Consider the following 23,955-nt stretch of genomic DNA (forward strand, 5'->3'; position numbering starts at 1 on the left):
GAGCCATCGTCACGTTGCGCCTTGCTGATACTCGCGCGGTGTGCAGCCGAACTCCCGACGAAACACCGTGTGCAGGTATTGCGCCGACTTGAAGCCGCACTGACGGGCGATGTCGGCAATCGGCGAATCGGTTTTCTCCAGTCCGCTGGCAGCGGCGGCCAGTTTGAAGCGCAGGATTTCGTCGTGCACGCTGCATCCGCGCACCTTGCGAAAATGCGCTTCCAGGGATGAGCGGGACACACCGACATAGGCCGCCACCTGGGCAGTCTTGATGCCCTGGCAGGCGTATTGGCGGATAAACAGCAAGGCCTGCATGACGTAAGGGTTGCCCAGGGGTTGATGCAGGCTCGACGCCTGGACATTGATCGCATCCGGCGGGATCAACACCTGAGTGCCCGTGGAGGGCATGCCGTGCAACATCTGGTGGAGCAGGCGCGCGGCAGTGCGGCCCATGGTCTCGGTGCCTTGAATGACCGAGCTGAGGGGCACCCGGGTCAGGCTGCGGGTCAGCGGGTCGTTATCGATGCCGATCAGCGCCACCTGTTCCGGCACAGCGATGCCAGCGGTCAGGCAGGCTTGCAGCAACTGACGTGCCCGCGCATCGCTGACGGCAATGATACCGATGGGTTTGGGCAGGCTTTGCAGCCAGGCGATCTGCTGTTCCACCGCGCTGTCCCAGAGCGGCGCGCTGGTGCCCATGCCGCGATATACCTCCACATGCAAGCCGTCGCGCTGCAGCAGCGAGCGAAAGGCTCTTTCACGCTCCTGCGCCCAGCGATTGGCTTGCGCCACGGGCAGGCTGAAACAGGCAAAGCGTGTCAGTCCGGCCTCGATCAGATGCTCGTAGGCCAGCTTCATCAACGCAAAATTATCCGTGGCGACATAGGGAATGCCCTTGGGATAGGCACGCTCATCCTCATAGGAGCCCCCCACCGCCACCACGGGCAGGCGGATCCCGGCCAACGCCTCGCCGATCAGTGGGTCGTCGAAGTCGGCGATGATCCCGTCGCCCTGCCAGCGCTCGATGCCTTTCAAGCGACAGAGGAAATCCTCTTCCAGGAACAGGTCCCAGGACGCGCGGGTGCTGCTCAGGTAATTGCCGATGCCGCTGATGATGCCGCGGTCGTAGATCTTGCTGCCGTTGAACAGCAGTGCAATGCGGTGGACGGGAGGGACGGTTTTCATTGTTGTGGTCCTGGGCCGGTCGACGTCGAGACGGTTGCCACAGACTAGTACTCAAAATCGAACCATGCATTGGTGATTTTCATAATCAGCGGCCAGCGGGCCGTTGCTAGTATCGGGACACCGCCAAGAACAACAAGGAAACCTGCAAATGCCCTACTTTCCCGTTGTCGACAAGATTCGCTACGAAGGGCCTGCCAGCGACTCGCCCCTTGCCTTTCGCCACTACGACGCCAACAAACTCGTGCTCGGCAAGCCCATGCGCGAGCACCTGCGCATGGCGGTCTGCTATTGGCACTCCTTTGTCTGGCCCGGTTCTGACGTATTCGGCGCCGGCACCTTCAAGCGCCCTTGGCACCAGCCCGGGGACCCCATGGCAGTGGCCATCGGCAAGGCCGAGGCGGCCTTCGAATTCTTCTCCAAGCTGGGTGTCGACTACTACTGCTTCCACGACACCGATGTCGCCCCGGAAGGCAACTCGTTGAAGGACTATCGCAACCACTTCGCACAGATGATCGACCACTTGGAACGCCACCAGGAGCAGACCGGGGTCAAGCTGTTGTGGGGCACGGCCAATTGCTTCAGCAACCCGCGTTTCGCCGCGGGCGCCGCCACCAACCCGGACCCGGAAGTGTTCGCCTGTGCCGCCGCCCAGGTGTGCAGCGCGATGAACGCCACCCAGCGTCTCAAGGGCGAAAACTACGTCCTGTGGGGCGGTCGCGAGGGTTATGAAACCCTGCTCAACACCGACCTGAAGCGCGAGCGCGAGCAACTGGGCCGGTTCATGGCCATGGTGGTGGAGCACAAGCACAGGATCGGTTTCAAGGGCGACCTGCTGATCGAACCCAAGCCCCAGGAACCGACCAAGCATCAATACGACTACGACAGCGCCACGGTCTTCGGCTTCTTGCAGCAGTTCGGCCTTGAGAAGGAAATCAAGGTCAACATCGAGGCCAACCATGCGACCCTGGCCGGCCACAGCTTCCATCACGAGATCGCCACGGCCGTTTCACTGGGAATATTCGGCAGCATCGATGCCAACCGGGGCGATCCGCAGAACGGCTGGGACACCGACCAGTTCCCCAACAGCGTCGAGGAAATGACCCTGGCGATCTACGAGATCCTCAAGGCCGGTGGCTTCGGCAATGGCGGCTTCAACTTCGACGCCAAGGTGCGTCGCCAGAGCGTGGACGAACTCGACCTGTTCCATGGCCACGTCGCCGCCATGGACGTGCTCGCCGTGTCCCTGGAGCGTGCAGCGGCCATGGTGCGCAACGATCGGCTCCAGCAGTTCAAGGACCAGCGCTATGCCGGCTGGCAGCAACCTTTCGGGCAAGCGGTGCTGGCGGGGGAATTCAGCCTCGCCGCCCTGGCCGAACATGCATTTGCCCACGAACTGAACCCGCAGGCGGTCAGCGGTCGCCAGGAGATGCTCGAAAACCTGGTCAATCGGTTCATCTATCCCTGACGGCCAGGAGAGCCGACGGGCGCCGCGAGGCTGTTACATTCTCGCGACAAATCTCCGCTCGCCGCGCCCCGAGACTCTCTACAGTTCTACCGGCACCACGTTCACCGTCAGGCAGTGTCTTTCAAAAAACAATAAAAGGACGCACCCATGAAAACAGTCAAACGCACCTTGCTCGCCGGCGCCCTGGCCCTGCTGTCGCTTCCGGTCATGGCCGACGCCACCCACCCGAAGATCGGTTTCTCCATCGATGACCTGCGCCTGGAACGCTGGTCGCGGGACCGGGACTACTTCGTCGCCGCAGCGGAAAAACTCGATGCCAAGGTCTATGTACAGTCGGCCGATGCTAACGAGCAGAAGCAGATTTCACAGATCGAAAACCTCATCTCCCGTGGCGTCGATGTGATCGTCATCGTGCCGTTCAACGCCACCGTGCTGACCAACGCCGTCGCCGAGGCCAAGAAGGCCGGGATCAAGGTGGTGTCCTATGACCGGCTGATCCTCAACGCCGATATCGACGCCTACATTTCCTTCGATAACGAAAAGGTCGGAGAGATGCAGGCCAGCGGCGTGCTGAAAGCGGCCCCCAAGGGCAACTACTTCCTGCTCGGCGGCGCGCCCACCGACAACAACGCCAAGGTCCTGCGCGAGGGCCAGATGAAGGTGCTGCAACCGGCCATCGACAAGGGCGACATCAAGATAGTCGGCCAGCAATGGGTCAAGGAATGGAACCCCACCGAAGCCCTGAGCATCGTTGAAAACGCCCTGACCCGGAACAACAACAGGATCGATGGCATCGTCGCTTCCAACGACGCCACCGCCGGCGGCGCCATCCAGGCCCTGGCCGCGCAGAAGCTGGCTGGCAAGGTGCCGATCTCCGGGCAGGACGCCGACCTGGCGGCGGTCAAGCGGGTGATCGACGGCACCCAGACCATGACCGTCTACAAGCCCCTGAAGCTGATCGCCTCCGAAGCCGCCAAGCTCTCGGTGCAACTGGCACGCAACGAGAAACCCAACTTCAGTTCGCAATACGACAACGGCAGCAAGAAAGTCGACACCATCCTGCTCACGCCAACGCCGCTGACCAAGGACAACATCGACCTGCTGGAAAAGGACGGGTTCTATACCAAGGCGCAGATCGCCGGGCAGTGACCTGGATGCACATCCCGGGTTAAGCAAAGTCCCTGTGGAAGCGAGCTTGCTCGCTCCCACAGGGGCCTGACTGACACCAGAAATTCTTGCCCCCTGCGTCTGTGTGAGCCCTTTTTCACGAGCCTTCACCATGTCCGACTACCTGTTGCAAATGAATGGCATCGTCAAGACTTTCGGCGGTGTCAAAGCGCTGAACGGTATCGATATCAAGGTCAGGCCCGGCGAATGCGTCGGCCTGTGCGGCGAGAACGGTGCCGGCAAATCCACGTTGATGAAGGTCCTGTCGGCGGTCTATCCCCATGGCACCTGGGACGGCGAAATCCTCTGGGATGGCCAGCCGCTCAAGGCCCAATCGATCAGCGAGACCGAAGCCGCCGGCATCGTCATCATCCACCAGGAACTGACCCTGGTGCCCGACCTGTCGGTGGCCGAGAACATCTTCATGGGCCATGAGCTGACGCTGCCCGGCGGACGCATGAACTACCCGGCGATGATCCACCGCGCCGAAGCCCTGATGCGCGAACTCAAGGTGCCGGACATGAACGTCTCGCTGCCCGTCTCCCAGTATGGCGGCGGCTACCAGCAACTGGTGGAAATCGCCAAGGCCCTGAACAAACAGGCGCGCCTGCTGATCCTCGACGAACCGTCATCGGCCCTGACCCGCTCGGAAATCGAAGTGTTGCTGGACATCATCCGTGGCCTCAAGGCCAAGGGCGTCGCTTGCGTCTACATCTCCCACAAGCTCGATGAAGTCGCAGCCGTCTGCGACACCATTTCGGTGATCCGCGATGGCAAACACATCGCCACTACCGCAATGGCGGACATGGACATCCCCAGCATCATCGCCCAGATGGTGGGACGGGAAATGAACAACCTCTACCCCACCGAACCCCATGACATCGGCGACGTGATATTCGAGGCTCGCCACGTCACCTGCTACGACGTCGACAACCCCAGGCGCAAGCGGGTCGACAACATCTCCTTCGTGCTCAAGCGCGGGGAGATCCTTGGCATCGCAGGCCTGGTGGGGGCCGGCCGCACGGAACTGGTGTCGGCGCTGTTCGGCGCCTACCCCGGGCGCTACGAAGGCGAAGTCTGGCTGGACGGCAAGCCGATCGACACGCGCACGCCCCTGAAATCGATCCGCGCCGGCCTGTGCATGGTCCCCGAGGACCGCAAGCGCCAGGGCATCATCCCGGACCTGGGCGTTGGCCAGAACATCACCCTGGCCGTGCTGGAGAACTATTCGAAGATGACCCGCATCGACGCCGAAGCGGAGCTGGGCTGCATCGACAGGGAGATCTCGCGCATGCATCTCAAGACCGCCAGCCCGTTCCTGCCGATCACCAGCCTATCCGGCGGCAACCAGCAGAAGGCCGTGCTGGCGAAGATGCTCCTGACCAGACCCCGCGTGCTGATTCTCGACGAGCCCACCCGGGGCGTGGACGTCGGCGCCAAGTACGAGATCTACAAACTGATGGGCGCCCTGGCGGCCGAAGGCGTGTCGATCATCATGGTGTCGTCGGAACTGGCCGAAGTGCTGGGGGTTTCCGACCGCGTGCTGGTAATCGGCGACGGCCAATTGCGGGGGGATTTCATCAACCAGGGCCTGACCCAGGAACAGGTGCTCGCCGCTGCGCTCAGCCATCCCGATGGCCATGACAATAACGATCGGAAGTCTGCGTAGATGAATCAGGTCAAACAACTTTTCAGCCGCTACAAAATGCTCGCGCTGGTGATCGCCGTGGCGGTCATCTGGCTGTTTTTCAGCTGGCAGACCGATGGCGGGTTCCTGACCCCGCGCAACCTGTCCAACCTGCTGCGGCAGATGTCCATCACCGGAATCCTCGCCTGCGGCATGGTGCTGGTGATCATCAGTGGCGAGATCGACCTGTCGGTGGGCTCGTTGCTCGGCTTGCTGGGAGGACTGGCGGCGATCCTGGACGTGGTCTATCACATCCCGCTGCTGGCGAACCTGAGCCTGGTCGCCTTGTGCGGCCTGATGATCGGCCTGGGCAACGGCTACATGACGGCCTACCTGCGCATCCCCTCGTTCATCGTCGGCCTGGGCGGCATGCTGGCCTTTCGCGGCATTCTGCTGGGCGTCACCGGCGGCACCACCATCGCCCCGGTGTCGCCGGAACTGGTCTACGTCGGCCAGGGATATCTGCCCCACACCGTAGGCACGGGCCTGGGTGTGCTGCTGTTCGCCCTGACGCTGTTCCTGACCTGGAAACAACGCCGCAACCGCGCCCTCCATGGCCTGGCCGCCCATTCACGGGTGCGTGACGTGCTGCGCGTGGTGCTGATCGGCGTGGTGCTGGCCGGGTTCGTCTACACCCTGAACAGCTACGACGGCATTCCTGTGCCGGTACTGCTTTTGCTGATTCTGCTGGGGGTGTTCAGCTACGTCACCAGCCAGACCGTATTCGGTCGCCGGGTCTACTCGGTGGGCAGCAACATGGAAGCCACGCGCCTGTCCGGCATCAATGTGCAGGCAGTGAAGCTGTGGATCTTCGGCATCATGGGGGTGATGTGCGCCCTCGCCGGCGTGGTCAACACCGCGCGCCTGGCGGCGGGCTCGCCCTCGGCCGGCAACATGGGCGAACTCGACGCCATCGCCGCCTGCTTCATCGGTGGCACCTCCATGCGCGGCGGCTCCGGCACCGTCTACGGTGCCCTGCTCGGCGCGCTGGTCATCACCAGCCTGGACAACGGCATGTCCATGCTCGATGTCGACAGCTACTGGCAGATGATCGTCAAGGGCAGCATCCTGGTGCTGGCGGTGTGGGTGGATGTGAGTACGCGGGTGGGGCGGCGTTGAGTTCGCAGTGACGTTGATCGGCTCGATCGGCACCGCAACGGCATCGACCTGGGATCAAGGGTGCGGACGGCGCAAGGAAGACGCAGGCTCGTGCAGGCAGTTGAATCCCGAAAACGGGCGCCCCAAAGTCGCCCGTTCAGTTAGCTCAACATGATTCAAGGAGCCTCTATTTGGCCGGGATATAGAAATACCCTTTCACCATGGCCTTCCCTTCCTTGGGATCGCGTACCCGTATCATCTCGGCCGCATATTCCTGCGTATATTCTATGAAGTACTCTTTGCCCGGCTCGACCGGCAGGTTCAGGAATACGTTCCTGGGATGCGGACGCGGCCCCGCCGATACCTTGTACAGGCCCGGACTCACCTGTACCCAGGAATAGGTCTTGTTATTGAGTCCCACCACGGCACTGTCGTCGATGCTGAACACGCTGTCATAAAAACTGCCTTGCAGGACCTGAGTCCGCATCAGGTACACCAATGCCTTGCCTGGTGGCGGTGGCGGCGGTTCGAAATAGGGCTGATTGGAGCTGGTGTGAGCGCAGCCGGCCAAGACGAGCATGAGCAACAGGGCCGCGATACTTTTGAATGAACTCATTGGTCTTGACCTAATAGTTGGTTGATTACCGGCGCCATCTTCTGCTCGAGCGGAGCGACCTTGGTTGGATCAAGACCGCCTTGGCCTGTCAGATGATAATGCCCAAAACCGATCTGCTGCCCGCCCTTGAAGAGCCGGGCACTGGCATCGGATAGATAGGGAGAAACGCCCCAGGATCGAATGGCGGTGTAAGTGAGACGGTACTCACAACGCTGCGGAACGGCCTGACCGCGTATTTCCCGATGACGCCCCTGCTCGCCGCCATCCGAAAAATGCATTCCATGCCACCACTGACCCACCAAGGCGCCACTCACCACTTTATCAAGCCTTGCAAGCTCAACCCTTCGGGTTCATAGCGGGCCAATCCCCAGGGTCACCGTCTTGCCCCGCCTCTTCGGACGGGCTCGGTGAGGCAAGGAGGCGGTCGCGGCACACACTCAGGATTTCGTCGGCCAGCGGCGAATCGTCCGGACAGGCTCGCGACATGACCATTGCGCCGATGACATGCGCCAGCGTGCTGATGGACTCGGCTCGCACCTGCGCGGGGTCAGCTTCGCTCGACTCCCCTGCCTCATGGCTGAGCGCGTCCAACAGGCTTTCGATGCCCGCCGCGAAGGTGGCCCGGACAGCCTCTGGTTGACGCGCGGCATCCCCGCCCAGCGCCGCCATGGTGCAACCGGTGGCACGGGCGTCGCGATGCTGGCGCGACAGGTAATACCGAACGAAATCCTGGACGTTGATGCCGTCGCTCAGCGCAACGGTCTGTGCGATACCGCAGGCCGCCGACTCCGCCATCAGGTCGGCCTTGGAGTTGAATTGCTTGTAGAAACCGCCGTGGGTAAAGCCGGCCGCCGCCATCAGGTCAGCGACGCCAACGCCGTCGTAGCCGCGTTCACGAAACAGCGTGGACGCCGTCTCGACAACCCGCGCCCGGTTGGCCTGTGCCTGTGCTTTAGAGACTTTCATAACGCATCCAGGTGGATATCTGCCTGCTGGGGAAGCCTCACTATACATTGATGTCGATCATCATCAAAGATTTGACAATTTAGATTATGATCGTAATCATAAAGCCTTTCCCCATCCTGGAATCTGAAAGGAATGTCCGGAAAAACGCTTTTCGAACCCGGCCACGCTTTATGGCGGCGGCGCCGCGGGCTACACCGATTACCCAACCCTCGCCAGCTGAGGCGAGCCCTCCCTGCCTGACCGACTCTCCCGTAAAGGAAAGACTCATGACCACGCTTCCAACCGTCTTCATCACCGGCGCTTCCACCGGCATCGGCGCGACTTACGCAGAACGTTTCGCCCGCCGCGGCCACGACCTGGTGCTGGCCGCACGCGACAAGGCCCGCCTGGACACCCTGGCGCAACGCCTGCGGGCGGACCACGGTGTCGCCGTCGAGGTGCTGCAAGCGGACTTGACCGAATCCGCCGACCTGGCCGCGCTTGAGACTCGTCTGCGCGATGACGCTCGCATCGGCGTGCTGATCAACAACGCCGGCATGGCCCAGTCAGGCGGCTTCGTGCAGCAGTCTTCCGACGCCATCGAACGCCTGATCACTCTCAACGTCACCGCTCTGACCCGGCTGGCCTGCGCAGTCGCCCCGCGCTTTGCGCAGGCTGGCAGCGGCGCGATCGTGAACATCGGCTCGGTGGTGGGTTTTGCGCCCGAGTTCGGCATGTCGGTCTATGGCGCCACCAAGGCCTTCGTGCTGTTCCTCTCCCAGGGGCTGGACCATGAACTGTCGTCCAAGGGTGTCTATGTGCAGGCGGTGCTACCGGCATCGACTCGCACGGAGATCTGGGAACGCGCCGGCATCGACATCAACATCCTTGCGCAAGTGATGGAGGTGGGTGAACTGGTGGATGCGGCCCTGGTCGGCTTCGATCGTCGCGAACGGGTCACCATTCCCCCCCTGCATGTCGCCGAACGCTGGGACGCCCTGGATGGCGCGCGCCAGGGACTCATGTCGGACATCCGCCAGGCCCACGCGGCCGAGCGCTACCAGCCTCAAGCCTGAGGTTCTGCCGATGTGGATACCGTGCGGTGGCGACAGTCCTGTCGTCGCCGCATCGTCGCATCGAAGCCCCGCCAAGCCCAACCTGCCCCGACCAGGATAAAGGAATGAAAGCACTCACCTTCAAACGCTACGGCAGATCGCCCGACATCGGGTTTGCCGAAGTCCCACGCCCCACGCTCAAGCCGGACGAACTGTTGGTCGAGGTTCATGCCGCCGCCTTGAACCCCATCGACAACATGATCATGACCGGCCTGTTCAAGCCGGTGCTCAAGCTCCAGCTACCGGCCGTCATCGGCAGCGACCTGGCCGGGGTCGTCGTGGAGGTGGGCAGCCGCGTGACACGTTTCAAGGTCGGTGACGCCATCTTCGCCAGCCTGTTCGACCGGGGTACCGGGTCACTGGCCGAATTGGCCGCGGTACCCCAGGACGTGGCGGCGCCCAAACCGGCCAACCTGGATTTCGTCCAGGCAGCGTCGATACCCATGGTCGGCCTCACCTCATGGCAAGCCCTGAAGGAACGCGCCCATCTGCAGGCGGGGCAGAACGTCTTCATCCCCGCAGGTTCGGGTGGCATCGGCAGCTTTGCGATCCAGCTGGCCAAACACTTCGGCGCCAAGGTGGCCACCACCACCAGCACGGCAAATGTCCAATGGGTCAGCGACCTGGGGGCCGACGAAGTGCTGGACTATAAACAGCTAGCGTTCGAGAAGGTGCTGCGCGGCTACGACAGTGTCCTGGGCACGCTCAGAGGCGACACGATTGAAAAGTCCCTCGAGGTACTCAAGCCGGGAGGCAGGATCGTTTCTCTCGTCGGCCCCCTGGACAAGGCATTCGCCCGCGCCCGCGGGCTCAATTTCTTCCTGGCCTTCGTATTCGGCCTCATGAGCCGCCGCATCATGGGCCTGGCGAAAAAGAAGGGCGTCAGCTATTCGTTTCTTTTCGTCCGTCCCGATGGCGCTCAGCTCGAGGAGATCGGCGGATTGCTCGAGTCGGAGCGCATTCGTCCGGTGATCGACAAGGTCTTTGCCTTCGAACGCGCGACAGAGGCACTGCAATACCTGGCGCAGGGCCGCGCCAAGGGCAAGGTCGTGGTTCAGCTCAAATGAAACCGCCATGGCCTTGGTCTCTCAGCTTTGTGACCATTGACAATATTGGTCACAAGACTAAAACTGGCCTCCCGTCGATCCTGGCCGGCATATGGATCGGTGCGATCCGACGGGCGCCGAATCAGTAATGACGAGGGTCAAATGATCAATTCCAAAGGTCGCAAGCGAATAGTAGTCACGGGAACCGGTATCGTCGGCCCGCTGGGGTGTGGCGTCGAAGAAGTGTGGCGTCGTCTGCTTGACGGGCGCTCGGGCATCCGCAGGCTTCCAGACGAAATGGTCGAGGGCACGGGAATCGCGGTAGGCGGCCAGGTGCCGACGCTGGAAGAAGATGCCGTTGCCGGTTATGCGCCTGACCGGATCATCGCGGCGAAAGAACGCAAGAAGATGGATCGCTTCATCGAATTCGCAATGGTCGCCGCCCATGAAGCACTGGAGCAGGCAGGCTGGCACCCAGCGCAAGCGCACCAGCAAGAGCGCACGGCCACCATCATCGCCTCGGGCGTCGGAGGTTTCGGCGCGATCGCCGAGGCCATTCGCATCACCGACAGCCGCGGCCCTCGCCGGCTGTCCCCGTTCACGGCCCCCTCCTTCCTCGCGAACATGGCGGCAGGCAACGTGTCGATCCAGAACGGTTTCAAGGGCCCTCTCGGTGCTCCGGTGACGGCCTGCGCCGCCGGCGTCCAGGCCATCGGCGACGCAGCCCGCCTCATCGCCAGCGGTGAAGCGGACATCGCCATCTGCGGCGGTACGGAAGCCGCGATGGATCGGGTGACCCTGGGTTGCTTCGCCGCCGCCCGGGCACTGTCCACGCACCCGGCCGAGGCTCCTGAAACCGCCTCGCGCCCGTTCGATCGCGACCGCGATGGTTTTGTCATGGCAGAAGGCGCCGGGCTGCTGGTCATCGAGTCGCTGGAACATGCCCTCGCCCGGGGCGCGACACCCTTGGCGGAACTGGTGGGCTATGGCACCAGCGCCGACGCCTATCACCTCACCGCCGGCCCCGAGGATGGCAACGGTGCAAGACGGGCCATGGAGCAAGCCTTGCGCCAGGCCGATGTGAGCGCAAGCGAAGTCCAGCATATCAACGCCCATGCCACGTCGACCCAGGTGGGCGACAAGGGCGAGCTGGCCGCGATCAGGTCGGTGTTCGGCACCGGCTCAGGCGTGGCGATCACTTCCACGAAATCCGCCACCGGTCACCTGCTTGGCGCCGCCGGAGGCATCGAAGCGATCTTCACGGTATTGGCGCTACGCGACCAGGTCGTGCCACCCACCCTGAACCTGGTCAGCCCCGACGAGGCTGCCGAAGGGCTGGACCTGGTTGGCCTCGATGCGCGGAAAATGCCCCTGACCTATGCCTTGTCCAATGGCTTTGGATTCGGCGGGGTGAATGCCAGCGTATTGTTCCGCCGCTGGGAAGCCACACCATGATGGCCGAACCGCGAACGCCTTCGCTGCAACCAGTCGAGGGCGGGACTGCGGGAACCCTCGTCGCGGCTTCCGCCCCCGGGCAGCCGATACTGAGCGCCAGGATCGTGGTGCTGCTGGCCGGCCTTGCCGCCATCAGCATCCTGTCCACCAACATCATCCTCCCGGCCTTTGCCGACATCGGGCAGGAACTCGGCGTGCCGACCCGGGCGCTGGGCCTGACCCTCTCCAGTTTCTTCATCACCTTCGCCTTGGCCCAACTCATCGTCGGGCCGCTGGCGGATCGGTACGGACGCAAGAAACTGGTACTGGGCGGTTTGTCCCTGTTCGTGGCGGGCACGGCTGTCGCGGGTTTCGCCACCACCCTGGAAACGCTCCTGCTCGGACGTATTATCCAGGCCCTGGGCGTTTGCGCGGCGGCGGTGCTTTCCCGTGCCATCGCCCGCGATCTGTTCGAAGGCGAGAACCTGGCCCGGGCCTTGTCGCTGACGATGATCGCCACGGCAGCCGCGCCAGGGTTCTCGCCGCTGATCGGTAGCCTGCTGACCTCGACGCTGGGCTGGCGGGCGATCTTCGCCCTGGTCGCTCTGGCGGCCATCGCCATTGCGATCTTCTATGCCCGTGGCCTGGGGGAGACACACCCGCCCGAGCGCCGGGCCCCGCATTCGCCGCTGAGTGTCCTGCGGGCCTATGGCGGCTTGCTGCGCGACCGCCGGTTCGTGCTTCCCGCCGTGTCGGTGAGCCTGTTGATGAGCGGGCTGTTCGCCTCGTTCGGCGCCGCCCCGGCGATCCTGATGAGCGGGATCGGCCTGACATCCCTGGAAGCCGGGCTGTACTTCGCGGCCACTGTGTTCGTCGTGTTCGCGGCGGGCATGGCGGCCCCGCACCTGGCTCGACGCTACGGCAGCCGGAAGATCACAGCCCTGGGCTTCGCCACGGCCCTGACGGGCGGACTGGTGCTCATCGTCGGTCCCGCCGATCCGGGCCTGGCCTGGTATTCCCTGTCGATGGTGATTTTCCTGTGGGGCATGGGCCTCGCCAACCCTCTGGGAACAGCCATCACCCTGAACCCTTTCGGTAAAGAGGCCGGGCTGGCGTCAGCGCTGCTTGGCTTCCTGACCATGGGGGCGTCGGCGGCAACCACCTGGCTGGGGTCCGCATCGGACTTCGCCCCCGTCACCACCCTGGGTGTCATACAGGCCAGCGTCTGCCTGGTGGCGATCATCCTGTTTCTCTTCACCCATCGCACCTGAGCGGCAATCACCGCTCACCCGTGCCCTTGCTCGAAAAAGAACGATACGGATGACGTTCGGCCTCCTCGAGCAAGGCGGGTGGATTGTGCGGGGAACTCGAGCGCTGGATCCCCACGCTCGACTTGCCGGATAAAAATCCTGGGTTCTGTAAGAAAAGCCTTGAGACGAAGGTCAGGCGAGGCTGTTTTCAACGCAACATGAGCGAGTATCAAGGCCTCTCGTACAGAGCCTAGATAAAGACCGCCACGGTCTGGCGTGCCCAAAGCACCCTGCGGCCGCTCTCGTCCCAGATTTCCATGTCTTGCAGGGAATAACCTTCCAGGGCCTGTCGGCTGAAGGCATTGATCAGGAACCAACGGCCAGCGGTCGCAGGCTGGGGCAAGTCGATCATCCATGACGCGGAACTGATGGCAGCCGGCTCGGTGAAGCAGGTCATGGCCGCAGGTGGCAGGCTGTCAGCCAATGCAATCAAGGCGACAGCCGGATCCACGCCTTGCGCATCCAGGTGGCGCACCCACATCAGCAACTCGGGATGGTCGGCTCCGGTCATCGGAAGGGAGCCTCCCGCCGGGCGCATTTCGAAATTGAAGGCACATGCCGGGGCAATCTGCCTGTCCAGCTGCAACACCGGGTATCGGGTTGGCCCCGCGACGGCCGGGCGTCCCCATGCCTCATGGACGATCCGGCTGGTGCGAGGCAAGGCGAACGACAGCGTTGTGCGCAGCGCCAGGTCATTGCCCGACATGCAATCCACCGCGACCGAGGTCATCGAGCGACCACGGCGCAAGACGCTGGTGTTGAATGTCTGGGCATCCGTCACCGGGCCGATGAAGGAAACCTGCGCCGATTTGAAGGGCGGCAGGTCCGCGCCGGTCTCGAGCAACACTGTCTGCAACGACAAGGCCGCGGGCAAACCGCCGAAGACCGTTCGGCCCTGGCGCCAGTTATCCGCTGCCACGAACGGTGCAGCGGGATCGAACCGCTGGATGACCCCGGCCAACGAACTCATGCGGATCTCCTCTTTTCACGCACACGGACCGTTCAGCGCGATACGGCGTGCGCCTCCAGGACGGGTTGGTGGGCAGGCCCGGGCTTGATCTTGAACCAGAGCGAATACATCGCAGGCAGGAATATCAGGGTCAGCACGGTACCGGCGAAGGTTCCGCCGATCAGCGTGTAGGCCAGCGTTCCCCAGAACACCGAATGGGTCAGCGGAATGAATGCCAGCATCGCCGCCAGCGCGGTGAGGATCACCGGTCGCGCACGTTGCACCGTGGCTTCGACCACCGCGTCGTAAGGCGACAGGCCGGCCTGTTCGTTAACGTGGATCTGGCCGATGAGGATCAGGGTGTTGCGCATCAGGATGCCCGACAGCGCAATCAGGCCCACCAGGGCGTTGATGCCGAACGGCTGCTGGAACAGCAGCAGGATCGGCACCACGCCGATCAACCCCAGGGGCGCGGTGGCGAACACCATCAGCATGGCCGACATCGAGCGTACCTGGACGATGATGGTCAGCAGCATCAGCGCGATCATGATCGGGAACAGGGGCAGCAATGCCTTGTTCGCCTTTCCCGACTCCTCGACAGCCCCGGCCATCTGGATCCGGTAGCCTGCCGGCAGTCGTTCGATGATCGGTTGCAGCTGAGCCATGACCGCATTGGACACATCCGGCGGCTGGAGCCCTTCGGCGACGTCGCCGCGCACAGTGATGGTGGGCGTACGGTCACGGCGGCGCAGGAGCGAATCCTCCATGCGCGTCCCCACCGTGCCGACCTGCAATAGCGAGACTCGCTGGCCCTGGGCACCGGTCAAGGTGAAGGCACCGATCTGCGACGGATCCAGGCGCGTGTCGCCTGCCGAACGCGCGATCACCTGGACCGAACGGATATCCTCGCGAACCTGCGTGACGGGGGCGCCAGTGAGCAGGAACTGAAGTTGCTGGGCAACGTCCGTGGAAGTCAGGCCGAAAGCCTGCAGGCGATCCTGGTCCAGGGTGAGGTGCAACGTCGGGACACGTTCGCCCATGTCCGTATTGACGGTTCTCATCATCGGGCTGGCGGCCATTACTTCGCGCACTTGCGCGGCGATATCGCGCAGCACAGCGCGGTCCGGGCCCATGACCCGGAAGGCCACCGGGAACGGCGAATAAGGACCGAACACCAACTGGGTCACACGAACCCGGGCTTCAGGGGCCAGGCCGTCGGCCGCCGCTTGTCGAAGCCGTAGCTTCAGCGCGTCACGCTCTTCCTGGCTGGCGGTCAGGACAACGATTTTGGCGAACGAAGGATCAGGCAGTTCCGGTGCCATCGCCAGATAGAAACGCGGTGCGCCCTGTCCTATGTAGGCCGTGACGATGCGTGCTTCCGGCTGTTTCGCCAGCCAGGCCTCCACCTTGGCCGTGGCCGCATCGGTCTGTTCGATCGAGGTGCCGTAGGGCATCTGCACCTCCACCAGTACCTCGGGCCGGTCCGAGGTCGGGAAGAACTGCTTCTTCACCACCCCCATGCCCAGCACCGCCACGACGAACAGGCCGACGACGGATAACGCGACCAGCCCCTTGCGGCGAATGACACCACCCAGCAGGCGCCTGAAACGCTGGTAACGAGGCGTACCGTAGATAGCGGCGTGGCCGCCCTCCGGGGCCTTGATCGAAGGCAACAGCCTGACCCCCAGGTACGGCGTGAACACCACCGCGACGACCCACGAGGTGATCAGGGCAATGCCGACGATCCAGAACATGTTGGCGGTGTACTCACCCGCCGTGGACTTGGCAAAACCGTTGGGCATGAAGCCGATCGCCGTGACCAGCGTGCCCGACAACATGGGCGCCGCGGTATGGCTCCAGGCATAGGCGCTGGCCTTGATCCGGTCATAGCCCTCCTCCATTTTCACCACCATCATCTCGATGGCGATGATGGCGTCGTCCACCAGCAGCCCCAACGCCAGGATCAGCGAGCCCAGGGTGATCCGGTCGAAATCCTTGCCCGTCGCAGCCATCACGATGAAGACCGCGGCGAGGGTCAACGGCACCGCCGCCGCGACGACAATGCCCACGCGCCAGCCCATGCTCAGGAAGCACACCAGCAGCACCACGCCCAGGGCGGCGAAGAACTTGACCATGAATTCATTGACGGACGCGCTGATGTTGACCGCCTGATCCGTGACCTTGGTCAGCGTCAGGCCCAAGGGCATCTGCTCATTGATGGCCGTCGCCTCGGCATCGAGCGCCTTCCCCAGGTCGAGGCCGTTCCAGCCGTCGCGCATGACCACGCCCAGCAGCAGGGCCGGCTCGCCGTTATTGCGTACCAGCAAGGTGGCGGGGTCTTCATAACCGCGCCGGACTTCGGCCACATCGGACAGCTTCAGGGTCCTGCCCTGCACCACCAGCGGCGTATCGCGGATCTTCTGCAAGTCATCGAATGCGCCGTCCAGGCGGATGAAGACCTGGGGCCCCTTCGCTTCCACCGAACCGGCCGGCGTCATCAGGTTCTGGGCATTGAGCGCGTTGAAAATGTCCCGGGCGGAGATACCCAGTGTCGCCAGGTGCTCGTACGACAGTTCGACATAGATCCGCTCGGCCTGCTCGCCAATGATATTGACCTTCTTGACACCCGCCACATGCAGCAGGCGCTGGCGCAGGCCTTCGGCCTCCCGCACCAGCCTGCGCTGCGGTTCGCCCTTGGCCTTCAGGGCATAAAGGGCGAAGGTGACGTCGGCATACTCGTCGTTGACCATCGGGCCGATCACACCCGGCGGCAAGCCGTTCTCTTCATCATGAATCTTCTTGCGCGCCTGGTAGAACTCGTCCGCGACAGCCGAAGGCGGTGTGCTATCGAGCAGGTAGACGGTGGTGAAAGCCAGCCCCGGACGGGTGAAGGTTTCGGTGCGGTCGTACCAGCGCAGTTCCTGCATGCGCTTTTCCAGCTTCTCGACGACTTGATCCTGCATCTCCTGGGCCGTCGCACCGGGCCAGGCAGTGATCACGGTCATCTGCTTGATGGTGAATGCCGGGTCTTCCGCACGCCCAAGCTTGAAGAAAGCGTAGAGCCCGCCGATGGAAATCAGCAGGATCAGGAACAGCGTGATCGAGCGCTCCCGCACCGCCAGTGCCGACAGATTGAAGCCACTCATCGAGCCACCTCAGCCACAGGCGTGCGAAGGCTGACGGGCGACTCGGACCTGACCTGCTGCCCCTCGCTCAGAAGATGGGCACCCAGCGCAACGATGCGCTCACCGGCCTGCAGCGCGCCTGTCACCCGAGCGGTCTCGGCATTGTTCAAGGCCTGGATCGTGACGGGTCGCCAGGTCACCTGCCCCGGGTCGCCGGCCACGACCCAGACACCCGGGCCTTTTCCGGCATCATGGAGGGCGGCGATGGGTACTTGCACGTCATTGCCGTTGGCCGCCTGGCCATCGGCGATCGCCACCGTGATGGTCGAACCCAGGGTTGCGTTGGCCAGCGCGCCGTCCAATACGTAGCGCGCCTCGAATGTCCGGGTCTGCCGGTCCGCCGAATCGGACAACTGGCGCAGGTAGGCGCTGGCACCGCTGCGGTGCTGGCCATAACGCTCGACCGTCGCCGGCGAGCCCAGCGCCGGGCGCAGCGTTTCGGGCAACTGGATCACCGCCTCGCGCTGGCCCGAATGGGCGACGCGCACCACCACCTGGCCCGCACTGACGACCTGCCCGGGCTCGGCCAGGGTGTCGACCACCACCCCATCGGCATCGGCCACCAAGGTCGAATAGCTCGTCGCATTGGCTGCCACATCGGCCTCGGCCTGGGCCGCGTTGAGCTGGGCCTTGGCCGAATCGGCGGTCGCCTTGATCGCTGCATAGGCTGAAGCGGACACCGCTCCGATCGACACCAGGTCACGGTAGCGAAGTTCATCGTCAGCGGCCTGGCGGGCCCGTGCCGTGGCTGCCAGCACTGCCTGCTGCTGTGCACGGGCGGCCAGCCTCAAGTCATTGGCATCGATGCGCATCAGCGGCTGCCCGCGCTTGACGCTCTGGCCGGTATCCACCAGCCGCTCCAGCACTTTGCCGGAGACCCGGAAACCGAGGTCACTCTGCACCCGTGCCGCGACGATACCGGTGAATACCCGTTTCGCGGGATCGGCCGGCTGCACCACTTCGACCCGTACGAGAGGCGTTTGCAGGCGCGGATCGGGCGGCGCGGTCTCACTGCAGGCCACCAGGGCACATGACAACAAACCAAGCAGCATGAATGACAGGGAATGGCGCGGGATCATAACGACCTCTCGATAGCGGATGCGTTATGCTCATTCAAGTGACCAATTCTGTCAATGGTCACAAAACATCGACAAGGAAGAGCTTCCTGCCCGTCAGCAAAGGCGAAGGTTCATGAATGGGACTGGAACGGGCGATGGATGCCAGCGCACCCACCGCCGCGCCTTATGGCATCAGGCTGCGCAGGATCAGGTTGGAGATCAGGGTGGGGGCTTGCTCGACGTAGTCGAGGTTGTACTGCAATAACAGCGGGTTGGTGAACGGACGCAGCGACAGATGGATCGCCTCGACGGTTTCGTCCAGGGGGGTCTTGCGCTCGAACTCACCCGATTCCCGCCCTTCGCGCACGATATCCAGCACGAAGCGCCTGATCCGGGCGCTATAGACCTGCGAGCTGGGCCAGCGCTCCATCGCGGAAAACGCCGCGATGTCGTAGAGCTTGCGCTCATTGAAAAACAGGCTCACGCCCGTCTCGACCAGGGCCTTGACCAGGCGCCGCAGACGTTCGGTGCTGGACAGGCCTTCAACCTCGATGGCCTGTTCCACCGCGTCGACGATCTTCCCCAGGCAGTTGGAGCAGATGGCTTCGCCGATCGCCTGCTTGGAGTCGAAGAATTTGTAGATATAGGCCTTGGAAAAGCCGATGGCCTTGGCCAGGTCGGACACCGTGGTCTTGCCGTAGCCATACTGGCTGAAGTGCTCGTTGGCCGCCGCGACGATCTGGTCTCGAATGTCGTGATCGGCAGGTCCGCGAACGCTGGGCGATGGGGGGGATGGCTGGTTCATGGGGGCCAGCTTACTCATCCCGGGCCAGCTTGACAACTTGTGACCAAATCGTAATATCGTCACAAACCCCTCCCCTTTGCGAAGGTATTGCATGCCCCCTACTCCCCGTTTTGCCGTCATGCTGTGCTTCGGTATGGTCGCGGGCTGCGCGGCAGGTCCCGACTACTCCGAGCCCGACCTGCAATTGCCGGCGCATTTTTCCACCCAGGCGCCCGCACCGGGGCCGGATAGCGTTGCAAGAACCGACCTCGCCCGTTGGTGGGGCGCGTTCAACGACCCGCTCCTGAACCAGCTGGTTCGCCAGGCACTCGAGCAGAACCTGGACCTGGCCCAGGCCAGCGCAAGGATCGAACAGGCTCGCGCCGGACTGGGCGCCGCCAACGCAGCGCTGCTGCCGTCGGCCACCGTCGATGCCCAGGCCGTCCGGTCTCGCCAATCTTTGGAGACGCCGCTGGGCCAGGTGTTGAATTCAACCCCCTCCTACAACCGTTATGGCAACGCCTATGAGGCAAACTTGAACGCGGGCTGGGAACTCGACATCTCCGGTGGGCTGCGCCGCGGCAAAGAGGCCGCCCTGGCCGAGTACCAGGCCTCCCAGGCCGCAGCAGTGGCGACCCGCCTGGCGGTCGTGGCGCAAACGGCGGACCTCTATGTCAGCATCCGCGGCCTGCAGACACGCCTGGACATCGCCCGGCAGCAAGTCAAGACCCGGGAACAGCTTCTTTCCACCATCGAGCACTTGTATGCAAAGGGCCTGGCGCCCGAATTGCAGTTGCACCAGACCCAAGGATCGCTGACCCAGGCCCAGGCCAGCGTACCGGTCCTGCAAGCGGGCCTCGATGCAGCCATGAACGCACTGGACGTCCTGCTGGGCAAGCCACCGGGCACCTACCGCGGACAGTTCACCGAACCTGGCGCCATTCCGGGCGTGCCGAACCTGGCGGACATGGGCGCCGTGGCCGATCTCTTGCGGCGACGCCCGGACCTGATCGTCGCCGAGCGTCGCCTTGCGGCAGCCAACGCACGCATCGGGCAAGCCACTTCCGAGTACTACCCGAAACTCTCCCTGGGTGCGTTGCTGGGCACTGCCACGGCGGTGTCCAGTGGCAACCTGTTCAGCAATGACGCCAGCCAGGCTTCGGCGGTGCTGGGATTGCGCTGGAGACTGTTCGACTTCGCCCGCATCGATGCCCAGATCGACTTGGCGAAAGGCCAGGAAGCCGAAGCCCTGGCGGCCTATCGGCAGTCCGTCCTGCGGGCTTGCGAAGATGTCGAAACCTCCCTCTCGGCCTTGATCAATCGACAGCAACAGTCGATTCACCTGGTCCAGGGCGAATCCGCCTATGCCAAGGCTCGCTCGACCTCATTCGCAGCCTATGAGAAAGGCGTGGTCAGCCTGATCGAAGTGCTGGACGCCGACGAGCACCTCCTGGCGGCGGCGGATGGCAGGGCCCAGGCGCAAACCGAATCGGCTCGCGCCGCGATCGCCACCTTCAAGGCACTGGGTGGAGGCTGGCAACACGACGGCGTCGATGCCCGTTTCATTTCGAAAGCCCCCTGAGGGAACGCGGCACGACAACGCCCAGCGGTGCGGGCTGTGGCCTCAAGACCGATCATCAAGCCTTGACCATCAGTTCTCGCCGCGCCTGCGCGATCCCGTGCAGCAGCTCGATCACCCAGTCGATGAATACCCGTACCCGGGGCGAGAGCTGGCGGTGCGGCGGGTACACCACCGAAATCGGCCAGGCCGGTACGGCAAAGGCCTGCAGCACCTCCACCAGACGCCCCTCGGCCAGTTGCCGTTGCACGTGGTACCGCGGGGCCTGGATCAGGCCAAAGCCGGCTTCACACGCCGTCACGTAGGCATCGGCATTGTTGACCGTCAGCTCACCCGGCACTTGCCACTCACGCACCTGCCCTGCCATCTCGAATTCGAACGGGAAATACCGTCCATTGCCCGCCCCGAAGCTGACAGCGCGATGTTCCGCCAGATCCTCCAGCCGGCGCGGCGTGCCGGAACGGGCGAGATAGTCCGGGCTGGCGCACGTCAACTGGCTCAAGCGTACGACCGGCCGCGCCACCAGCGCCTGGTCCGTGATATTGCCGGCCCGGATAGCACAATCCACCCCTTCGCGCTGCAGGTGCACCTGGTGGTCATGAAAGCCCAGGTCCAATCGCAACAGCGGGTATCGCTGATAGAAGTCTTGCAGGTGCGGCAGGATCCAGGTGCAGCCAAAGGCAATCGGCATGTCCACTTTCAACGTGCCGCGAGGCTGACTGCGTTGCGCCGACATCGAGCCTTCCAGATCGTCCAGATCGTCCAACAGCTGGCCGCAACGCTGATAGTAGGCCTCGCCGTCGAGTGTCGCCCGCACCTGCCGGGTGGTGCGCTGGAGCAATTGCACCCCCAGGTGCGCTTCCAGTTGCTGGATCAACAGGCTGACCGTGGCCCGTGGCAATCCCAGATCGTCCGCAGCCTTGCCAAAACCGCCCAGCTCGACGATACGTCGGAACACTTGCATTGCCTGTAACCGGTCCATCTTCGCGCCTCATTATTCGTGATTCACGAATAGTTAAACCAAATATCGCCACTTTATCCACTTCACTGTTCGCCGGAAACTGAACGGGTCATCCATGAACCAGGAGTCAATCTTATGAAGACCCGCCAATTAGGCCAGCAAGGCCCCTTCGTTTCCGCCATCGGCCTGGGCTGCATGGGCATGTCGGATTTCTACACCACGGGCGTGGACGAACCAGAGGCCATCGCCACCCTGCATCGTGCGCTGGAACTGGGAGTGACGCTGTTCGACACGGCTGACATGTATGGGCCGTACACCAATGAGGAGTTGCTCGGTCGTGCCCTGCGCGGCAAGCGCGAGGGCATCTGCCTGGCGAGCAAGTTCGGCCTGGTGCGCAGCGACGATCCCCATGCCCGGGGCGTCAATGGTCGCCCCGAATACGTCAGGCAATCGGTCGAAGGCAGCCTCAGGCGCCTCGGCACCGATTATCTCGACCTGTACTACCAGCACCGCATTGACCCTCAGGTCCCGGTCGAGGAGACGGTCGGCGCCATGGCCGAACTGGTCAGGGCCGGCAAGGTGCGCCACATCGGCATTTGCGAAGCCAGCGCCGAAACCATCCGCAGGGCCCATGGGGTGCATCCCCTGGCGGCGGTCCAGAGCGAATACTCGTTATGGTCCCGCGACCCGCAACACAACGACGTGCTGGAGACATGCCGACGCCTGGGCATCGCGTTCGTTGCCTACAGCCCTTTGGGCCGTGGTTTCCTGACAGGGGAATTGAAGAGCCCGGACGACTTCGCCGCCGATGACTATCGCCGCTTCAGCCCACGGTTCCAGGCAGACAATTTCAATCGCAACCTGGCGCTGGTGGATCGGGTCAAGTCCATGGCCGCGAGCAAGGGCATCAGCGCTTCGCAACTGGCCCTGGCCTGGGTACTGGCCCAGGGCGAACATGTGATCCCTATCCCGGGCACCAAGCAACGCAAATACCTGGAAAGCAACGTGGCGGCGGCAGCGGTCGCATTGAGTGCTGCCGAACTGGGCCAGCTCGATGAGATTTTCGGCGCCGAAGGCGTGGTCGCGGGTGAGCGGTACGGTGCCCAGACGATGAGCTTGCTCAATGGTTGAACCGCCTTCGCGGGCAAGCCCGTTCTGTCTGGGGGTGGGCTGTCATTTGGCCGGGATGCTTTGTGAGAGCGGGCAAGCCCGCTCCCTACAGGCGACCGTCGTGCCAGGCTCTGTACGAACGTATTGAGACGAAGGTCAGGCAGTTTTCAACGCTGCCTGAACGAGCATCAAGGCTTTTCGTACAGAGCCTAGCGGCGCTGGGCCTGCTTATGGGCATACATGGCCGCGTCCGCATCGGCCAGCAGGGTGTCGATGGACCCATGGCGCTGCGGCTGATACTCGATCTGGCCCACGCTGAAGCGGATGTCATAGCCGCGCTGCAGCATCGCATTGCGCTCATCCAGGATTTCCTGGAGCCGCGCCATGATCGACGTGATTTCCACATGAGAAGCCCCGGTGAGCAACGCCACGAACTCATCCCCGCCCAAACGGCCGATCACGTCGCTTTCGCGAAAGGCGATGCGCAGCACGTCGGCGAAGGTCTTCAGGGCATGGTCGCCCTCGGCATGGCCGAAACGGTCGTTGACGGCCTTGAACTCGTTGAGATCGAAGAACAGCAATGTCGCCGGGCGCCCCAAGCGATCACACACACTCAAGGCATGCTGGGCCAGGGTCTTGAACCCGCGTCGGTTGGACAGCAAGGTCAGTTCGTCCATGCTCGCCATCTGCACGGCGATCAATTCCTGCTCGGCCATGCGAGCCAGGTCGCGCAGTAATTGGCGCTCCTCGCCATCGAGCTTGCGCGGCCGGGTGTCGATCAGGCACAACGTGCCCAGCTTGCTTCCATCTTCCAGCCCCAACGGTTGCCCGGCATAAAAGCGAATGCCCGGCTCACTTACGACCAGCGGATTGTCGCTGAACCGCTCATCCTGCTCCGCATCGCAGATCTCCAGGATCTGGTCCTGCAGAATCGCGTGCCCGCAGAAAGAAATCTCCCGCGGTGATTGGCTCGCATCCAGCCCGGCGTTGGACTTGAACCACTGGCGATTGGCGTCCACCAGGGACACCAGCGCAATGGGCACGTCGAACAGGCGTCGGGCCAGTCGGGTCAACCGGTCGAACCGCTCCTCGGGCGCGGTGTCGAGCAGCTTGAGCGCTTGCAGATTCTTGAGGCGGGTAGCTTCGTTGTCAGGTTTACCTGGCGCGAGCATTGGAAACTCCATTGGCGGGACTTTTCGCAGTCTGGTCCAGGAGCAGTCTAGTCCAGCCCGTCGCCCCTTCCACTGCCGACCCAGCCGAA

20 protein-coding genes are annotated in these 23,955 nt (G+C 63.3%); 10 read left to right on the forward strand and 10 right to left on the reverse strand.

The window, feature by feature from the left end:
• Window positions 1-9 precede the first annotated feature (9 nt).
• Entirely contained in the window at window positions 10-1,185 is a 1,176-nt protein-coding gene (locus AC1M7R_RS00215) for a XylR family transcriptional regulator (RefSeq protein WP_072431493.1), read from the reverse strand.
• Between the two features lie 148 nt (window positions 1,186-1,333).
• Here AC1M7R_RS00215 and xylA point away from each other — a divergent pair, with 148 nt between their 5' ends.
• The 4 genes from xylA (at window position 1,334) to AC1M7R_RS00235 (ending at window position 6,623) form a co-directional block, all read left to right on the forward strand.
• Window positions 1,334-2,650, forward strand: coding sequence for a xylose isomerase (gene xylA, locus AC1M7R_RS00220; protein WP_072396463.1), 1,317 nt, complete (start codon window positions 1,334-1,336; stop codon window positions 2,648-2,650).
• Between the two features lie 147 nt (window positions 2,651-2,797).
• Window positions 2,798-3,799, forward strand: coding sequence for a D-xylose ABC transporter substrate-binding protein (xylF, locus tag AC1M7R_RS00225; RefSeq protein ID WP_072396461.1), 1,002 nt, complete (start codon window positions 2,798-2,800; stop codon window positions 3,797-3,799).
• A 130-nt stretch (window positions 3,800-3,929) separates the two neighbouring features.
• Entirely contained in the window at window positions 3,930-5,486 is a 1,557-nt protein-coding gene (xylG, locus tag AC1M7R_RS00230) for a D-xylose ABC transporter ATP-binding protein (protein WP_072396458.1), read from the forward strand.
• A complete protein-coding gene (locus AC1M7R_RS00235) occupies window positions 5,487-6,623 on the forward strand; it encodes a sugar ABC transporter permease (protein ID WP_072396456.1) in 1,137 nt (378 codons plus the stop codon). It abuts the gene before it with no gap.
• Between the two features lie 166 nt (window positions 6,624-6,789).
• On the opposite strand, the gene AC1M7R_RS00240 is transcribed toward AC1M7R_RS00235, so the two are convergent.
• Genes AC1M7R_RS00240 through AC1M7R_RS00250 form a run of 3 tightly spaced genes read right to left on the reverse strand, consistent with a single transcriptional unit; the run spans window position 6,790 to window position 8,184 of the window.
• Window positions 6,790-7,218: a DUF2846 domain-containing protein gene (locus tag AC1M7R_RS00240; RefSeq protein ID WP_103894609.1), complete on the reverse strand. Its 429-nt coding sequence runs from the start codon at window positions 7,216-7,218 to the stop codon at window positions 6,790-6,792.
• Window positions 7,215-7,496, reverse strand: coding sequence for a hypothetical protein (locus AC1M7R_RS00245; RefSeq protein ID WP_440776454.1), 282 nt, complete (start codon window positions 7,494-7,496; stop codon window positions 7,215-7,217). Before AC1M7R_RS00245 ends, AC1M7R_RS00240 begins: the two co-directional genes overlap by 4 nt.
• A gap of 58 nt (window positions 7,497-7,554) precedes the next feature.
• Window positions 7,555-8,184 (reverse strand): TetR/AcrR family transcriptional regulator, encoded by a 630-nt coding sequence (locus AC1M7R_RS00250; RefSeq protein ID WP_440776453.1) that lies wholly within the window; start codon window positions 8,182-8,184, stop codon window positions 7,555-7,557.
• A gap of 266 nt (window positions 8,185-8,450) precedes the next feature.
• Between AC1M7R_RS00250 and AC1M7R_RS00255 the strand changes: the two genes are divergently transcribed.
• The 4 genes from AC1M7R_RS00255 to AC1M7R_RS00270 all read left to right on the forward strand — a co-directional run bounded on the left by AC1M7R_RS00255 (window position 8,451) and on the right by AC1M7R_RS00270 (window position 13,029).
• Window positions 8,451-9,239: an SDR family NAD(P)-dependent oxidoreductase gene (locus AC1M7R_RS00255; RefSeq protein ID WP_072396447.1), complete on the forward strand. Its 789-nt coding sequence runs from the start codon at window positions 8,451-8,453 to the stop codon at window positions 9,237-9,239.
• A 104-nt stretch (window positions 9,240-9,343) separates the two neighbouring features.
• A complete protein-coding gene (locus AC1M7R_RS00260; protein ID WP_072431489.1) occupies window positions 9,344-10,345 on the forward strand; it encodes an NADP-dependent oxidoreductase in 1,002 nt (333 codons plus the stop codon).
• Between the two features lie 141 nt (window positions 10,346-10,486).
• Window positions 10,487-11,779: a beta-ketoacyl-ACP synthase II gene (fabF, locus tag AC1M7R_RS00265; protein WP_072396442.1), complete on the forward strand. Its 1,293-nt coding sequence runs from the start codon at window positions 10,487-10,489 to the stop codon at window positions 11,777-11,779.
• Window positions 11,779-13,029 (forward strand): multidrug effflux MFS transporter, encoded by a 1,251-nt coding sequence (locus tag AC1M7R_RS00270; protein WP_440776467.1) that lies wholly within the window; start codon window positions 11,779-11,781, stop codon window positions 13,027-13,029. Before fabF ends, AC1M7R_RS00270 begins: the two co-directional genes overlap by 1 nt.
• A 229-nt stretch (window positions 13,030-13,258) precedes the next feature.
• Here the strand turns inward: AC1M7R_RS00270 and AC1M7R_RS00275 are convergent, their stop codons facing one another.
• The 4 genes from AC1M7R_RS00275 to AC1M7R_RS00290 form a co-directional block, all read right to left on the reverse strand.
• The gene (locus tag AC1M7R_RS00275) at window positions 13,259-14,038 is read right to left on the reverse strand and encodes a thioesterase family protein (protein ID WP_490610139.1); all 780 of its coding nucleotides are present in this window, start codon (window positions 14,036-14,038) and stop codon (window positions 13,259-13,261) included.
• A 32-nt stretch (window positions 14,039-14,070) separates the two neighbouring features.
• On the reverse strand, window positions 14,071-17,163 hold the full coding sequence (locus tag AC1M7R_RS00280; RefSeq protein ID WP_490610140.1) for an efflux RND transporter permease subunit: 3,093 nt from the start codon (window positions 17,161-17,163) through the stop codon (window positions 14,071-14,073).
• Window positions 17,160-18,281 (reverse strand): efflux RND transporter periplasmic adaptor subunit, encoded by a 1,122-nt coding sequence (locus AC1M7R_RS00285; protein ID WP_072396436.1) that lies wholly within the window; start codon window positions 18,279-18,281, stop codon window positions 17,160-17,162. Before AC1M7R_RS00285 ends, AC1M7R_RS00280 begins: the two co-directional genes overlap by 4 nt.
• Window positions 18,282-18,444: 163 nt before the next feature.
• The gene (locus AC1M7R_RS00290; protein WP_072396434.1) at window positions 18,445-19,065 is read right to left on the reverse strand and encodes a TetR/AcrR family transcriptional regulator; all 621 of its coding nucleotides are present in this window, start codon (window positions 19,063-19,065) and stop codon (window positions 18,445-18,447) included.
• Between the two features lie 91 nt (window positions 19,066-19,156).
• Between AC1M7R_RS00290 and AC1M7R_RS00295 the strand changes: the two genes are divergently transcribed.
• The gene (locus AC1M7R_RS00295; RefSeq protein ID WP_072396423.1) at window positions 19,157-20,626 is read left to right on the forward strand and encodes an efflux transporter outer membrane subunit; all 1,470 of its coding nucleotides are present in this window, start codon (window positions 19,157-19,159) and stop codon (window positions 20,624-20,626) included.
• 55 nt (window positions 20,627-20,681) lie between these two features.
• Here the strand turns inward: AC1M7R_RS00295 and AC1M7R_RS00300 are convergent, their stop codons facing one another.
• Window positions 20,682-21,605 (reverse strand): LysR family transcriptional regulator, encoded by a 924-nt coding sequence (locus AC1M7R_RS00300; RefSeq protein ID WP_072396421.1) that lies wholly within the window; start codon window positions 21,603-21,605, stop codon window positions 20,682-20,684.
• A 114-nt stretch (window positions 21,606-21,719) separates the two neighbouring features.
• Between AC1M7R_RS00300 and AC1M7R_RS00305 the strand changes: the two genes are divergently transcribed.
• Window positions 21,720-22,715 carry an aldo/keto reductase gene (locus tag AC1M7R_RS00305; RefSeq protein ID WP_072396419.1) on the forward strand — a complete coding sequence of 332 codons (996 nt, stop codon included), beginning with the start codon at window positions 21,720-21,722 and terminating at the stop codon, window positions 22,713-22,715.
• A gap of 188 nt (window positions 22,716-22,903) precedes the next feature.
• On the opposite strand, the gene AC1M7R_RS00310 is transcribed toward AC1M7R_RS00305, so the two are convergent.
• Window positions 22,904-23,866: a sensor domain-containing diguanylate cyclase gene (locus AC1M7R_RS00310; RefSeq protein ID WP_072396408.1), complete on the reverse strand. Its 963-nt coding sequence runs from the start codon at window positions 23,864-23,866 to the stop codon at window positions 22,904-22,906.
• Window positions 23,867-23,955 lie beyond the last annotated feature (89 nt).

Source organism: Pseudomonas sp. MS01C9 (assembly GCF_058202755.1).

Coding starts and splice junctions, on each gene's coding strand:
- AC1M7R_RS00235 (WP_072396456.1), top strand. CDS start 5,487: ATGAATCAGGTCAAACAACTTTTCAGCCGCTACAAAATGCTCGCGCTG.
- AC1M7R_RS00295 (WP_072396423.1), top strand. CDS start 19,157: ATGCCCCCTACTCCCCGTTTTGCCGTCATGCTGTGCTTCGGTATGGTC.
- AC1M7R_RS00275 (WP_490610139.1), bottom strand. CDS start 14,038: ATGAGTTCGTTGGCCGGGGTCATCCAGCGGTTCGATCCCGCTGCACCG.
- xylF (WP_072396461.1), top strand. CDS start 2,798: ATGAAAACAGTCAAACGCACCTTGCTCGCCGGCGCCCTGGCCCTGCTG.
- AC1M7R_RS00290 (WP_072396434.1), bottom strand. CDS start 19,065: ATGAACCAGCCATCCCCCCCATCGCCCAGCGTTCGCGGACCTGCCGAT.
- xylG (WP_072396458.1), top strand. CDS start 3,930: ATGTCCGACTACCTGTTGCAAATGAATGGCATCGTCAAGACTTTCGGC.
- AC1M7R_RS00260 (WP_072431489.1), top strand. CDS start 9,344: ATGAAAGCACTCACCTTCAAACGCTACGGCAGATCGCCCGACATCGGG.
- AC1M7R_RS00270 (WP_440776467.1), top strand. CDS start 11,779: ATGGCCGAACCGCGAACGCCTTCGCTGCAACCAGTCGAGGGCGGGACT.
- fabF (WP_072396442.1), top strand. CDS start 10,487: ATGATCAATTCCAAAGGTCGCAAGCGAATAGTAGTCACGGGAACCGGT.
- AC1M7R_RS00305 (WP_072396419.1), top strand. CDS start 21,720: ATGAAGACCCGCCAATTAGGCCAGCAAGGCCCCTTCGTTTCCGCCATC.
- AC1M7R_RS00280 (WP_490610140.1), bottom strand. CDS start 17,163: ATGAGTGGCTTCAATCTGTCGGCACTGGCGGTGCGGGAGCGCTCGATC.
- AC1M7R_RS00250 (WP_440776453.1), bottom strand. CDS start 8,184: ATGAAAGTCTCTAAAGCACAGGCACAGGCCAACCGGGCGCGGGTTGTC.
- AC1M7R_RS00310 (WP_072396408.1), bottom strand. CDS start 23,866: ATGCTCGCGCCAGGTAAACCTGACAACGAAGCTACCCGCCTCAAGAAT.
- xylA (WP_072396463.1), top strand. CDS start 1,334: ATGCCCTACTTTCCCGTTGTCGACAAGATTCGCTACGAAGGGCCTGCC.
- AC1M7R_RS00215 (WP_072431493.1), bottom strand. CDS start 1,185: ATGAAAACCGTCCCTCCCGTCCACCGCATTGCACTGCTGTTCAACGGC.
- AC1M7R_RS00245 (WP_440776454.1), bottom strand. CDS start 7,496: ATGCATTTTTCGGATGGCGGCGAGCAGGGGCGTCATCGGGAAATACGC.
- AC1M7R_RS00255 (WP_072396447.1), top strand. CDS start 8,451: ATGACCACGCTTCCAACCGTCTTCATCACCGGCGCTTCCACCGGCATC.
- AC1M7R_RS00285 (WP_072396436.1), bottom strand. CDS start 18,281: ATGATCCCGCGCCATTCCCTGTCATTCATGCTGCTTGGTTTGTTGTCA.
- AC1M7R_RS00300 (WP_072396421.1), bottom strand. CDS start 21,605: ATGGACCGGTTACAGGCAATGCAAGTGTTCCGACGTATCGTCGAGCTG.
- AC1M7R_RS00240 (WP_103894609.1), bottom strand. CDS start 7,218: ATGAGTTCATTCAAAAGTATCGCGGCCCTGTTGCTCATGCTCGTCTTG.